The sequence below is a fragment of the Streptomyces sp. NPDC059454 genome, from assembly GCF_042749965.1.
Lineage (GTDB): Bacteria > Actinomycetota > Actinomycetes > Streptomycetales > Streptomycetaceae > Streptomyces.
The window spans coordinates 15,228-27,992 of the sequence record NZ_JBHYVC010000007.1 but is presented as its reverse complement, the minus strand read 5'-3'; the positions used below and the strand labels follow the sequence as shown (position 1 = coordinate 27,992).

The 12,765-nt window shown below is 73.0% G+C and carries 12 protein-coding genes; 6 read left to right on the top strand and 6 right to left on the bottom strand.

Going from position 1 to position 12,765, the window contains the following annotated elements; genetic code table 11:
• Window position 1 precedes the first annotated feature (1 nt).
• Window positions 2-850 (bottom strand): menaquinone biosynthetic enzyme MqnA/MqnD family protein, encoded by an 849-nt coding sequence (locus ACFXAE_RS06890; RefSeq protein WP_384709151.1) that lies wholly within the window; start codon window positions 848-850, stop codon window positions 2-4.
• A 316-nt stretch (window positions 851-1,166) separates the two neighbouring features.
• Between ACFXAE_RS06890 and ACFXAE_RS06885 the strand changes: the two genes are divergently transcribed.
• Window positions 1,167-1,370, top strand: a complete 204-nt coding sequence (locus ACFXAE_RS06885) for a cold-shock protein (protein WP_003992177.1) — start codon at window positions 1,167-1,169, stop codon at window positions 1,368-1,370.
• A gap of 141 nt (window positions 1,371-1,511) precedes the next feature.
• Here ACFXAE_RS06885 and ACFXAE_RS06880 read toward each other — a convergent pair whose 3' ends face one another.
• Complete coding sequence (locus ACFXAE_RS06880) at window positions 1,512-2,078, bottom strand: helix-turn-helix domain-containing protein (protein WP_384709148.1); 567 nt, start codon at window positions 2,076-2,078, stop codon at window positions 1,512-1,514.
• Between the two features lie 68 nt (window positions 2,079-2,146).
• Here ACFXAE_RS06880 and ACFXAE_RS06875 point away from each other — a divergent pair, with 68 nt between their 5' ends.
• The 3 genes from ACFXAE_RS06875 to ACFXAE_RS06865 all read left to right on the top strand — a co-directional run bounded on the left by ACFXAE_RS06875 (window position 2,147) and on the right by ACFXAE_RS06865 (window position 4,005).
• A complete protein-coding gene (locus ACFXAE_RS06875; RefSeq protein ID WP_384709145.1) occupies window positions 2,147-2,860 on the top strand; it encodes an AzlC family ABC transporter permease in 714 nt (237 codons plus the stop codon).
• Window positions 2,857-3,171 (top strand): AzlD domain-containing protein, encoded by a 315-nt coding sequence (locus ACFXAE_RS06870; protein WP_384709142.1) that lies wholly within the window; start codon window positions 2,857-2,859, stop codon window positions 3,169-3,171. The genes ACFXAE_RS06875 and ACFXAE_RS06870 overlap by 4 nt, the downstream gene beginning before the upstream one ends.
• A 165-nt stretch (window positions 3,172-3,336) precedes the next feature.
• The gene (locus ACFXAE_RS06865; RefSeq protein ID WP_384709139.1) at window positions 3,337-4,005 is read left to right on the top strand and encodes a class I SAM-dependent DNA methyltransferase; all 669 of its coding nucleotides are present in this window, start codon (window positions 3,337-3,339) and stop codon (window positions 4,003-4,005) included.
• 7 nt (window positions 4,006-4,012) lie between these two features.
• Here ACFXAE_RS06865 and ACFXAE_RS06860 read toward each other — a convergent pair whose 3' ends face one another.
• Complete coding sequence (locus tag ACFXAE_RS06860; RefSeq protein WP_384709136.1) at window positions 4,013-5,932, bottom strand: AMP-dependent synthetase/ligase; 1,920 nt, start codon at window positions 5,930-5,932, stop codon at window positions 4,013-4,015.
• 204 nt (window positions 5,933-6,136) lie between these two features.
• Window positions 6,137-7,423, bottom strand: coding sequence for an acetyl-CoA C-acetyltransferase (locus ACFXAE_RS06855; RefSeq protein ID WP_384709133.1), 1,287 nt, complete (start codon window positions 7,421-7,423; stop codon window positions 6,137-6,139).
• 91 nt (window positions 7,424-7,514) lie between these two features.
• On the opposite strand from ACFXAE_RS06855, the gene ACFXAE_RS06850 reads away from it, so the two are divergent.
• Both ACFXAE_RS06850 and ACFXAE_RS06845 read left to right on the top strand, forming a co-directional pair.
• Window positions 7,515-8,819: a 3-oxoacyl-ACP reductase gene (locus tag ACFXAE_RS06850; RefSeq protein ID WP_384709130.1), complete on the top strand. Its 1,305-nt coding sequence runs from the start codon at window positions 7,515-7,517 to the stop codon at window positions 8,817-8,819.
• A 7-nt stretch (window positions 8,820-8,826) separates the two neighbouring features.
• Complete coding sequence (locus ACFXAE_RS06845) at window positions 8,827-9,732, top strand: MaoC/PaaZ C-terminal domain-containing protein (RefSeq protein ID WP_384709127.1); 906 nt, start codon at window positions 8,827-8,829, stop codon at window positions 9,730-9,732.
• Here ACFXAE_RS06845 and ACFXAE_RS06840 read toward each other — a convergent pair.
• Both ACFXAE_RS06840 and ACFXAE_RS06835 read right to left on the bottom strand, forming a co-directional pair.
• On the bottom strand, window positions 9,702-10,394 hold the full coding sequence (locus ACFXAE_RS06840) for a TetR/AcrR family transcriptional regulator (protein ID WP_384709124.1): 693 nt from the start codon (window positions 10,392-10,394) through the stop codon (window positions 9,702-9,704). The two genes, ACFXAE_RS06845 and ACFXAE_RS06840, sit on opposite strands and share 31 nt — an antisense overlap.
• 118 nt (window positions 10,395-10,512) lie before the next feature.
• Window positions 10,513-12,735 (bottom strand): LamG domain-containing protein, encoded by a 2,223-nt coding sequence (locus ACFXAE_RS06835; protein WP_384709121.1) that lies wholly within the window; start codon window positions 12,733-12,735, stop codon window positions 10,513-10,515.
• Window positions 12,736-12,765: the final 30 nt, after the last annotated feature.

Sequence of the window (12,765 nt, the reverse complement as noted above, 5' to 3'; positions counted from 1 at the left end):
CTCAGGGCTGGAGCAGATCGACCTTCACGTCCGCCGGGAAGCCCGTCGTCGGCCCCACCCGGCGGGCGAACTCGGCGACCGCCTCCAGCTGCGGGGCGCCGAAGCTGAAGTCGAGGGTGGTGAAGTACTGCGCCAGGGTCGCCTCGTCGAAGGCCTCCCAGCGGGCCGCCTGCTCGGCGACCTTGCCGACCTCCTCCAGGGAGAGGTTGCGGGAGGCGAGGAAGGCCTCGTGCACCTTGCGGGTGATGACCGGCTCGCGCTCCAGGTAGTCGCGGCGCACCGCCCACACCGCGAAGACGAACGGCAGGCCCGTCCACTGCTTCCACAGCGCGCCCAGGTCGTGCACGTCGAGCCCGTAGCGGGGCCCGTCGAGCATGTTCGCGCGCAGGGCCGCGTCGCCGATGAGGACGGCGGCCTCGGCCTCCCGCATCATCAGGCTCAGGTCGGGCGGGCAGGTGTAGTAGTCGGGCCGTACGCCGTACCGCTCGGCGAGGAGGAGCTGGGCGAGGCGTACGGAGGTGCGGGAGGTCGACCCGAGGGCGACCCGTGCTCCGTCCAGCCGGTCCAGCGGGACCTGCGAGACGATCACGCAGGACATCACGTCGCCGTCGCAGCCGACGGCGATGTCGGGGAAGGCGACCAGCCGGTCGGCGTGTCTGAGGAACTCGACGAGGGTGATCGGCCCGATGTCGAGGTCGCCCTGCACCAGCTGCTCACTGAGCTTCTCCGGGGTGTCCTTCGTCAGCTCGAAGTCGAGGAGCGTGCCCGTTCTCGCGAGCCCCCAGTACAGGGGCAGGCAGTTCAGGAACTGGATGTGGCCGACGCGCGGCCGGGTGCGAGGATTGTCCACATCGTGAGGCTAGCCCTCGTACCGGTCGGACGGACCTTCGCCCCCTCACCCCCCGATCACCCGTGCGTTCGACCGGACGCCCGTGACGGACGGGGTGTTCAAACATTCGGGTGACGTGATCTTGACCTCTATTGCATTCGGGAGCGTGCGTGCTAGGCTCTTCCGCAAGTTGCAGTTTGGTTTCCCTTGCAGTACAGAGCCTGCGGAGCATGTGACCGCGGGCTCTCGTCGTTCTCAGACGGATGCACTTGTGCGGAATAGTCTTCACACTTGCTGGTTCTGGAGCAGGGCAACCCTTTGGGCCCAAGGAGGGCTTATGGCTACCGGAACCGTGAAGTGGTTCAACGCCGAAAAGGGCTTTGGTTTCATCGCCCAGGAAGGCGGCGGCCCCGACGTCTTCGTCCACTACTCCGCGATCAACGCGAGCGGCTTCCGCTCCCTTGAGGAGAACCAGCAGGTGAGCTTCGACGTCACCCAGGGCCCGAAGGGCCCGCAGGCGGAGAACGTCACCCCGGTCTGATCCTCGCCGATCCGGGAACGACCAGCAGTACCCAAGGAGCCCCGCGCCGTCAGGCGACGGGGCTCCTGCCTTTCCCTTCCGTTCCCCTCGCACTCCTCTCGCGCCGCCGAAATGCCCCGGTGAACATTCGGGGAATTCCCCTCATACGTGCTGCATGATCAGTACGAATTTCGTTCCGGTCTCCAGCGCCTCGTACGCGTGCGGCACATCCCCGCGGTACGTCATGTAGTCCCCCGGGCCGAGTTCCGCGCTCTCTTGGCCCGGTCCCGCCTTCACCCGGCCCGCGCTGACCACGATGTGCTCCACGGTCCCCGGAATGTGCGGCTCGGAGGCGCGTACGGTCCCCGGTTCCAGTCCCACGGCGTAGATGTCGCGCCGCGCGCCCGGCGGGCTCGCCGACAGCAGGGTGGCGACGTAACTGGACTGTTCGGAGTGCACGGCCGGCCCCTGCCCCGCCCTGATCACCCGCACGGGCGGCGCCGGCGGCTCCACCAGCGCGCTGAACGGCACCCCGAGCGCCACCGCCAGCGCCCAGATCGTCTCCATGCTCGGATTTCCGCTCGCCGCCTCCAGCTGGGACAGCGTGGACTTGGCGATTCCGGCGCGTTTGGCCAGCTCGGAGAGGGAGAGGCCGGCGCGGACGCGTTCGCGGCGCAGGGCGGCGGCGATCCAGTCGAGGGGGAGGCGGGGCGGGGGGCCTTCGGTCATGTTGTTCGCTCCAGCGGTACGATCGTTCGTCTTGACGAACGCGAGTTCTTCTGTCCATGGTAGGAAACATGCGTTCGGTACAGCGAACACCTCCCGGCTTCCTCGACCCCGATCTGCTCCGGGACGTGTCCCTGGTCTGTCTGGCCGGGGGCGTCGTCGGCGTGTCGTTCGGGGCGATCGCCGTCGCCGGTGGGCTGCCGGTGTGGGTGCCGGTGGTGATGTCGCTGGTGGTGTACGCGGGCTCCGCCCAGTTCAGCGCGGTGGGCGTGCTGCTGGCCGGGGGCGGTCCGGTCGCGGCGGCGGTCACGGGGCTGCTGCTCAACACCCGGACGGCCGCCTTCAGCCTCGCCGTCGCCGAGCACATCGGCCCGGGAAGGCTCGCCCGCCTGGTCGGGGCGCACCTGGTGACCGACGAGACGGTGGCCTTCACCCTGGCCCAGCGGGACCCGGCACGGCGACGGGCCGCGTTCTGGATCTCGGGGCTGGGGATGTTCGCCGTGTGGAACGCCGGGGTGCTGGCGGGCGCGCTGGCCGGCAGCGCGCTGGGGGACACGGCGCGCTACGGACTGGACGCGGCCTTCCCCGCCGTACTGGCCGCCCTCGTCCTTCCCGCCCTGCGCGAGGACGCCGGCGTCCGCCGGGCCGCGCTGCCAGGAGCGGCGCTGGCCCTTGCGGTCACACCGGTGGTGCCGGCGGGCGTGCCGGTGCTGGTGGCACTGGCGGGGCTGGTGCCGCGCGGACGTCGGCAGGGACAAGGGCGCGGGCGGGGGCGGTCGGTATGAGCGCGACGGTCGCGGTGATCCTGGTGCTGGCGGCCGGGACGTACGCCTTCCGGCTGGTCGGGCCCGCACTGCACGGGCGGGTGGAACTGCCGGCCCGGGTACGGGAGTTGCTGTCCGCCGGTGCGGTGGTCCTGTTGGTGGCGTTGCTGGCGACGGGGGCGCTCACCGAGGGCGGAGGGTTCGCGGGGTGGGCGCGTCCGGCCGGGGTACTGGTGGGCGGCGTACTGGCCTGGCGACGCGCACCGTTCCCGGTGGTCGTCCTCGGGGCGGCGGCCACGACGGCGACACTGCGGGACATGGGGATCGGGTAGCCGTCGCCCAGGCCGGAGGGGCACAGGGACCGCGTGACCGTCACCCGAGCCGAACGGGCACGGCGGGGTGTGTCCGGCTCGTGCCCGCCCGGTCACGAAGGGCGCGAGGCCGGATTCACCCCATGCCCCCGGGGTTGTCGGCGGAGACGGGTAGGGTCCCCGTCCATGACCACCACCGACGCCGACGCCGACGCCGATCACGTAGTCGCCACCCGCACCTTCTACGACGCCATCGCCGAGGACTACGCCGCCCGGTTCCGCGACTCCCTCTCCGTCATGCCCCTGGACCGGGCGCTGATGGCCGGTTTCGCCGAACTGGTCGGCGAGGGCGGCCGGGTGGCCGACCTGGGGTGCGGTCCCGGCCGGGTGACCGCGCATCTCGCCTCCCTCGGCCTCGCCGTCTTCGGCCTCGACCTGTCGGAGGGGATGCTCGCGATCGCCCGCCGCGAGAATCCCCACCTGCGCTTCGAGCAGGGCTCGATGCGGAGCCTGGACCTCCCCGACGGCACCCTCGCCGGCGTGGTCTCCTGGTACTCCACCATTCACACCCCGCAGGACGAACTGCCGTCCCTCTACGCCGAGTTCCGTCGGGTCCTGGCACCCGGGGGCCATCTGCTGCTCGCCTTCCAGTCCGGCGACGAACCCCGCCGCCACGACCGCCCCTGGGGCCACCCGGTCACCCTCGACTTCCGGCGGCTGCGCCCCGAACGCATCACGGCGCTCCTGGAGGCGGCCGGTTTCACCCTCGTCCAGCACACGGTGCGCGCGGCCGACACGGACCAGGGCGAGTCGACCCCCCAGGCGTTCCTGATCGCCCGCGCGGCGACGGACTGACTTGGGCCTACCCCCCGTACAGCCCCTCCACCTCCCCCGCGAAGTCCCGCAGGATCTCCTCGCGACGCAGCTTCATCGACGGGGTCAGATGTCCCGCCTCCTCCGTGAAGTCCACCGGGAGGACGGTGAAACGGCGGATCGACTCCGGGCGGGAGAGCATCTTGTTGGCCTCGTCGATCGCGCGCTGCAGGATCGCGTACAGGTCCTCGTCGTCGGTGACGAGTTCCGGCGGCACGGGGTGTTTTCCGTTCATGCGGCGCCAGTGGGTGAGGCCGGCGGGGTCGAGGGTGATGAGGGCGCAGACGTAGGGGCGGTTGTCGCCGATCACCATGACCTGGGAGATCAACGGGTGCGAGCGGAGCCAGTTCTCCAGCGGGGCCGGGGCGACGCTCTTGCCGCCGGAGGTGATGATCAGCTCCTTCTTGCGGCCCGTGATGGTCAGATAGCCCTCGTCGTCCAGCTCGCCGAGGTCGCCGGTGTGCAGCCAGCCGTCGGGGGCGGCGGGCACGACCCCGCCCGCCCCGGGGTCCCAGTAGCCGCGCAGCACGTGGTCGCCGGCGATCAGGATCTCGCCGTCCGCCGCTATGCGGATCCGCGTCCCCGGCAACGGCCAGCCCACCGTACCCAGCCGGGGTTTCAGCGGGGGTGTCACCGTCGCGGCGCCGGTGGTCTCCGTCAGGCCGTAGCCCTCGAAGATCTCGATGCCGGCACCGGCGTAGAACGCGGCGAGGCGGCGGCCGAGCGGGGAGCCGCCGCAGATGGCGTACCGCACCCTGCCGCCCATGGCGTTGCGGATCCTGCGGTAGACGAGCGGGTCGTAGAAGGCGCGGGCCGTCTTCAGGGGGCGGGACGGACCGGTCCCCTCCCCGGCCCGGCAGGCCTCGACGGCCTCGCCGTAGCGGCGGGCCACCGACACCGCGCGGTCGAAGGCCGTCAGCCGTCCGCCCGCCTCCGCCCTGGCGCGGGCGGTGTTGAAGACCTTCTCCAGCATGTACGGGATGGCCAGCAGGCAGGTGGGCCGGAAGCTCGCCAGGTCGGGCAGCAGGTCCTCGGCGGCCAGGCTCGGCGCGTGGCCGAGGCGCACCCGGGCGCGTACGCAGGCGACGGCGACCATCCGGCCGAAGACGTGGGACATCGGCAGGAAGAGGAGGACGGATGCCTCTTCGCTGGTCCGGGCCTTGAAGACGGGGTAGAGCAGCTCGATGGCGTTGTCCACCTCGGCTAAGAAGTTGCCGTGGGTGAGGGCGCAGCCCTTGGGACGTCCGGTGGTGCCCGAGGTGTAGACGAGGGTGGCGAGGGTGTCGGGGCCCAGCATGCCCCGGCGTACGTCCACCTCGGCGTCCGGCAGGTGCGCTCCGGCTTCCGCCAGGGCGTCGACGTGGCCCTTCTCCACGACCCACACCCGCCGCAGGCCGGGGAGGTGCACAAGCTCGGGGCCGAGGGCGGCGGCCTGGCCCGCGGTCTCCGTGACCAGGGCGGCCGCGCCGGAGTCGTGCAGGATCCAGCGGGCCTGGAAGCCGGAGGAGGTCGGGTAGACCGGGACGGTGACCAGTCCGGCGGCCCACGCGGCGAAGTCGAGGACGGTCCACTCGTAGATCGTGCGGGCCATGACGGCGATCCGGTCGCCCGGCACCAGTCCCTCGGCGATCAGCCCCTTCGCGACGGCCAGGACCTCGGCGGCGAATCGCTCCGCCGTGACATCCCGCCACCTGCCGTCCGCCGTCTTCCGGCCGAGCACCACCGCGTCCGGCGCCGTGTCCGCGTTCTCGAACGGCAGGTCGGCGAGCGATCCGTGCCGCGCCTGCCGGGCGAGCGGCGGTACGGACGCCTCCCGTACGACGCCGTCCAGCCGCCGGGTCGCCGGCTCGACCAGGACGGGTGCTCCGTGGACGTCGTCGTCGAGGGCGGAGGAAGAGGTGGTGGACACGGGCGGCTCCTGGGGCGTGCGGGGGAACTGCGTGATGCCACGACGTACGTGCCTCGCACGCCGAGGCGCTCACCGGTGGTTCCCGGGGACGGGTCCACCACCGGTCGTGCCGGGATCGTACGGCTCCGACGTGGAAGGTTCGTGCGGGTACGGGGAGGGTCCCGGGCCGGGCGTGTGCAATGTCGGAGGTTACGTGAGGGTCACTCACGTACGCTCCAGGATCGCCGTCACCCCCTGTCCGCCCGCCGCGCAGACCGAGATCAACCCGCGTGCGGGGGCGTCCCGTTCGGCGAGGAGTTTCGCCAGGGTCGCCACGATGCGGGCGCCGGTGGCGGCGAAGGGGTGGCCGGTGGCCAGGGACGAGCCCGCCACGTTCAGCCGTGAGCGGTCGACGGGCGCGAGGCCGCGCTTCTCCCAGGCGGCCAGCGTGGCCAGCACCTGGGAGGCGAACGCCTCGTGCACTTCGATCAGGTCGAAGTCCGCCATGCCGAGGCCGGCGCGCTCCAGCATGCGCGGGACCGCGTACGCGGGTGCCATCAGCAGGCCGTCCTCGCCGCCGGCGACGTCCCCGTGCACGAAGTCCACGGCGGCCGTCTCGTACGCGGTCAGGTAGGCCAGCGGCTCCAGGCCCCGCTCCGCCGCCCACTCCTCGCTCGCGAGCAGCACCAGCGCCGCGCCGTCCGTGAGCGGGGTCGAATTGCCCGCCGTCATGGTGGGGTCGGGTGCGTCGAGGCCGAACACCGGTTTCAACGTGGCGAGTTTCTCCACCGTCGACCCCGGGCGCAGGTTCTGATCGCGGGCCAGACCCCGGAAGGGCACCACCAGGTCCGTCAGCAGGCCGCGTTCGTACGCCGCCGCCAGCCGCTGGTGACTGGCGGCCGCCAGTTCGTCCTGGGCCTCGCGGGTGATGCCCCAGGCGCGGGCGGTGACCGCGGCGTGCTCGCCCATGGACAGACCCGTGCGCGGTTCGGCGTTGCGCGGGATGTCGGGGACGAGGTGGCCCGGGCGCACCTTCGCCAGCGCCTTCAGACGGCCCCCGAGCGAGGTGGCGCGCCGCGCCCGGAGCAGCACCTTGCGCAGGTCGTCGTTGACGCCGAGGGGCGCGTCGCTCGCGGTGTCGGCGCCGCCGGCGATCGCGGCCTCCGTCTGGCCGAGGGCGATCTTGTTGGCGGCGGCGACGACCGCCTGGAGTCCGGTGCCGCAGGCCTGCTGGATGTCGTAGGCGGGGGTGCGGGCGTCGAGCGTCGAGCCGAGGACGGTCTCGCGGGCGAGGTTGAAGTCACGGCTGTGCTTGAGGACCGCCCCGGCGACGAACTCGCCCACCTCGCCCGGCGCCCGCAGTCCGTACCGCTCGACCAGGCCGTCCAGCGCGGCGGTGAGCATCTCCTGGTTGGAGGCGGTGGCGTAGGGGCCGTCGGAGCGGGCGAAGGGGACACGGCTGCCGCCGATGACCGCGACGCGCCGGACGGCGGCCGGCTTGGGGGTGCTCATCTCGACCTGCTCCTCACCGGTGACATAGGATTACCTCCGGTAACCTTACTCCAGAGTAAGCATGTCCGGAGCAGGCACGGAGGAATCCCCCATGGCCGACCGCTATCTGAGCTTCACCGGCACCGCGCCCGGCCGCTTCCTCACGCGCCGCCTGGGCCTCCCCCAGCCGGCGCCGCTGCGGCGCTGGTCCCCGGAGCGGCCGGACCTGGACGGCGGCCTGCTCCACCTCACGGCCGGCACGTCCGGCCTCGGCCTCGCCCCCGTCCTCGCCCGTACGGGACTCGGTCCGGACGACACCGGCCGGCCCGCCGCCGTCGTCCTGGACGCGAGCGGGATACGGGACGTCGAAGGGCTCGCCGAGGTGCACGCGGCCCTGCATCCCGTTCTGCGGTCGGTCGCCGCGAGCGGCCGGATCGTGGTGCTCGGCGCCCCGCTCGACCCCGCCGACCACCATCAGGCCGCCGCCCAGCAGGCGTTGGAGGGCTTCACCCGCTCCCTCGGCAAGGAGACCGGCCGGGGGATCACCGTGAACCTGGTCCGCCTCACCGACGCCCCCGCCGCCGAATCCACCCTGCGCTTCCTGCTCTCCCCCAGGTCCGCCTACGTCAGCGGCCAGGTGATCGGGATCGGCGCGCACGAGACCCCCGTCCCCCACGACGTGGAGCGCCCCCTGTCCGGCCGTACCGCCCTGGTGACCGGCGCCGCGCGCGGCATCGGCGAGGCGGTCGCCGAGACCCTGGCCCGGGACGGCGCCAAGGTGGTCGTCCTCGACGTACCGGGGGCCGAGGCGGACGCCCGGCGCGTCGCCGAGCGGCTCGGCGGCATCGCGCTCCCCCTCGACATCACCGCCGCCGACGCGGGCGCCCGCATCGTCGAGGCCCTCCCCGACGGCCTCGACGTGCTCGTCCACAACGCGGGCATCACCCGTGACCGGCGGCTGGTCAACATGCCGGCCGAGCGCTGGGGTCCGGTGCTGGAGGTGAACCTGGCGAGCGTGCTGCGCACGACCGACGCGCTGCTCGCCGCCGGGACGTTGAAGCGCGGCGGGCGGATCGTCGCCACGGCGTCCATCGCGGGGATCGCCGGCAACGCCGGCCAGACCAACTACGGGGCGAGCAAGGCCGGCATCACCGGCCTGGTCCGCGCCCTCGCACCGCACGCGCTCGCCGAGCACGGAGTGACCGTGAATGCGGTCGCGCCCGGGTTCATCGAGACGAAGATGACGGCCGCCGTTCCGCTGTTCATCCGCGAGGCGGGGCGCCGGATGAACTCCCTCGCCCAGGGCGGCCTGCCCATCGACGTCGCCGAGACCACCGCCTGGCTCGCCCACCCGGCCTCCGGCGCGGTGAACGGGCAGGTCGTCCGGGTCTGCGGCCAGAGCCTGCTGGGGGCGTGAGACCGCCATGACGCCCGCACCCACGGTCGAACTCCCCGCACCCCCCGCCCTCGCACCGCTCCTCGCACGCGGCGCCCTGCTGTCGCCCTTCAAGCGCCCGCGCCCCGGCGGCAGTCATCCCCGCACCCGCCTTGTGCTGCCCGCCCTGCGCGTCGACACCGCCCGGCTCGCCGCGTACGAGCGGGTGTGCGGCTTCCCGACCGGCGCCCCGGCCGGCTCGGTCGGCTTCCCGGCCGGCTTCCCGGCCGGCTCCCCGGCCGGCGAGGACGCACTGCCGGTGACGTACCCGCACGTGCTGGGCTTCCCGCTCGCCATGCGGCTGATGAGCGGGCCGGACTTCCCGCTCCCGCTGCTGGGCCTCGTCCACACGTCGATACGGATCACCCGGCACCGGGCGACGCCGTCCACGGGCGCGTACGGGCTGACGGTGTACGTCGACGGACTGGCCCCGCACCGGCGCGGCACGGAAGCCACCGTGGTCACCGAGATGCGGGACGGCGGGGACGTCGTATGGGAGTCGCGGAGCACGTATCTGGCCCGCCACCGGACCGCCGGCCGGCCCGCGCGGCACGAACAGGAGGAGCGCGAGCCCCTGCCCGCCGTCGACGAGTGGCGGCTGGCCGGGGACGTCGGACGGCGCTACGGTGCCGCGTCCGGCGACCGCAACCCGATCCATCTGCACCCGCTCACCGCCCGGCTCTTCGGCTTCCCCCGCGCCATCGCGCACGGCATGTGGACCGTGGCCCGCTGCCTCGCCGCCCACGGCACCCCGGACGCGGCGGAGGTCCGCGCGGACTTCCGGGCGCCGGTGCTGCTGCCGGGGACGGTGACGTACGCGGCGGAGGGCGGACGCTTCGAACTACGCGGCGACGGCGGCCGGGTTCACGTCACCGGGGAGGTCAGCCCGCTCTGAGCCGCCTCCGGGCCGGACTCGTCGTCCGGCGGGGTCCAGCGGCGGCCGGCCATCAGGTCGCCGAGGCCCGCCCAGGCGAAGTTCATCAGGGTCGCCGCCGACTGCCGGGCGGTGACACCGGGCGTGGTGTTCGCCCAGTCCGCGAGGGACTCGGCGGCACCGACCAGGGCCTCCGCGAGCCCCGAGACCTCACGCTCGGGCAGATCCGGGTCCCGGTGGGCGTCACGGGCGGCGACGAGGATGAGCTGCGTCACGAACGCCACGATCTCCGCACGCATCGCGGCGACCTCCGCGGCAAAGACCTCACCATGGGTACGGGCCTGGAGGTGCAGCACCGCCCAGCCGTCGGGGTGGCGCGCGGTGTGCGTGAAGAACGCCGTCAGGCCCGACCAGAGCTGCCGGTCGGCCGGCAGATCCGGGCGGGCACCGGCGCGCACGGCCTCGGTGAGGGCCGTCGCCTCACGCCGGATGCACGCGGTGAACAGGTCCTCCTTGGAGTTCAGGTACAGGTACACCAACGGCTTGGACACACCCGCCAGTTCGGCGATCTCGTCCATCGACGCGGCCATGTACCCCCGTTGACCGAAGGTCCGTACGGCGGCGTCCAGCATCTGCTGTTCACGGACCGCACGCGGCATCCGCTTCGTCTTCACGGCACCCATGGGACACAGCGTACGGTCCGTCTCCTGGCGCGGGTCCCGGCCGCCGTCGTTCGAGGCACGCGGTCCAGGTGGTTCACACCACCGGACGGACAGGGACGAGGGGCGCTCCCGGCAACGGTCACCTGTCGGTGGTTGCCGGGAAGCACCCCTCGTCCCGCAGGCCGGCCCCCGGGCCACCGGGGGCGGGCGGCCGGTTGGCGCCCCCCCCGCCGGGGTCGGTCTCGTGGCCCAGGCCGATGACGTCGCGGTCGCGCAGGGCGCCCGCGTACGCCTGGAGCTCGTCGACGTCGCCCTTCAGGTACTCGCCCCAGCCGTCGGCCGTGCGGGCGCGGCCCACCTGGAGCGGGCCGGTGCTCGTCCAGCCGTCGCGGAGGTGGGCGGTGGCTCCGGTGTTCGTGTAGCCGTCGGCGTACAGCTTGACCGTGTCGGTCGCGTCGTCGTAGACGACGGTCAGCTGCGTGCCATGGCCGCTGCTGCCGTCCGGCCTCGTGACCTGAGCGACGACCGTCTCCGGCGCGCCCGCCTCATCGCGTTCCGGCATGACCAGCTGCCAGGCGAACGCCGACGGGTCGTAGCGCAGCTTGAACGCGTCGGTGTGCTCGCCGGCCTGGGAGAGGACCGTCATCGGCCGGGTGGCCTCGGCCTCCTCGATCTTGGCGACGACTCCGAGGGTGAAGCTGTCACCGGTGTCCACCACGGGGGCGTCGAGGACCGCGTGGCCGCCTTCGCCGTCCAGCGCCAGGTGCCCCTCGCCGACCAGCGGGTACGGCTTCCACGGGCAGTCGGGGTCGAGGTCCGGGATGCAGGAGTCGTCCGGACCGCGGTAGACGGACGCGCCCGCCGCGAGCCGCAGCGGCGAACCGCCCTTGTTCTCGGGCGTGGTGCCGTCGTCGGCCGTGCTGAACGACCAGTGGCCGAGCAGGTCCGGCTTGCGGTGGGCCAGCTCGGTCACCTCCTTCGGGACGACGAGACGGTCGTACGCCCGGACGTCGCCGATGTCACCGTGCCAGCGCTGCCGGTAGCCGTGCTCGCCGCGGATCCGGCCGATCTGGAACGCGCCGTCCGCCCTGACCGGAGCGGCCTCGGCCTTGGTGCCGACCTCGTGGCCGTTGACGAAGAGCTGGGCGTACCCGGTCTCGGTGTCGTGGACGCCGAGGAGGTAGGCCCATTCGCCGGCCTCCGGGGCGCCGCCGGTGACCTTCGCGTCGCCGAGGGTGAAGGACCAGGAGGCGGCCGCGTCCCGCGGGGCCTCCAGGGCCAGGGCGTAGGCCGTGCCGGACGCGGTGTCCTGGCTCAGCACGGTCATGGACCGGCCGTCCTCAGCCGGGCGCACCCAGGCGCCGACGGCGAAGGTCCTGCCGCTGTCGACGGCCGGGGCGTCCGTGGTGAGGAAGCCGTGACGGCTGCCGTCGAGAGTGGCCGTGGAGGTGAGCGGGGTGCCCGGGGGCACGGGACCGCCGAAGGTCACGCCGCGTCCCGCCCGGGCCGCCTCGCCCGCCTCTGCGGCCGCCGTGGTGGAGCCCGCCTCGTCAGCGAGCTTCCAGCGGGAGACGGGCGCGCTCGCCGCCTTCGGGTAGAACGTGTAGTCGGTGCGCCCGCTCATCCGGCCGGAGCGGTCGCGGGCCTGGACGCTGAGAGTCTGCGGGGCGTTGCTCAGCGGGACGAAACGGACGGTGGCCGGGCCGCCGAGCTCGGCGGGGCGGACGGTGCGCTGCGGGCCGCCGAGGAAGGTGTACCGGTACTCGACGACGTCCGCCGAGGGCGAGTCCATGGTGAAGCTGCCGTAGATGCCGACCCCGCCGGACCACCACGTCTCCTCCGGGTACTCCGGTGAGCTCACGACGGGAGCGGCCGGGCTCTCGTCGTCATGGACGAACCGGCACGCGGCGCCGGGTGCCTCGGAACTCCAGGAGGAGTTCACCTCGCCGTCGTTGGCCCGGACGTGCCAGGAGATCACCGTGTCGGACGGGATGTCGGACGGCACGGTGATCCGGTGGACCCGGTCCGTGTAGGTCGGCTGGGTGGTGAAGGAGCGGCGCTGTTCGGTACCGCTCGCGTCCGACCACCAGATCTCGAACTCGGCGGTTACCTGCTCCGGGTATCCGATGCGGTCGTCCTCGGCCGGATCGGTCAGCCGGGCCGTGAGAACCGGAGGGCTCCCGACATAGGCCGGCTCGTCGCCCGACGCGCAGTCCTTGAATTCGGTCTGCAGGTCCTGGACGGCGGGCGGAAGATTCGCCTGCTCCGCCGCGTACGCGGCGCCGGGCGTGACCACCCCCGCCACCACCGCCGCAAGGCAACTGCCCAGCAGCAGACCTCTCTTGCCCCATCTCTCCGACATGAACGAATGCCCCTCCCCTGATGGTGCCCG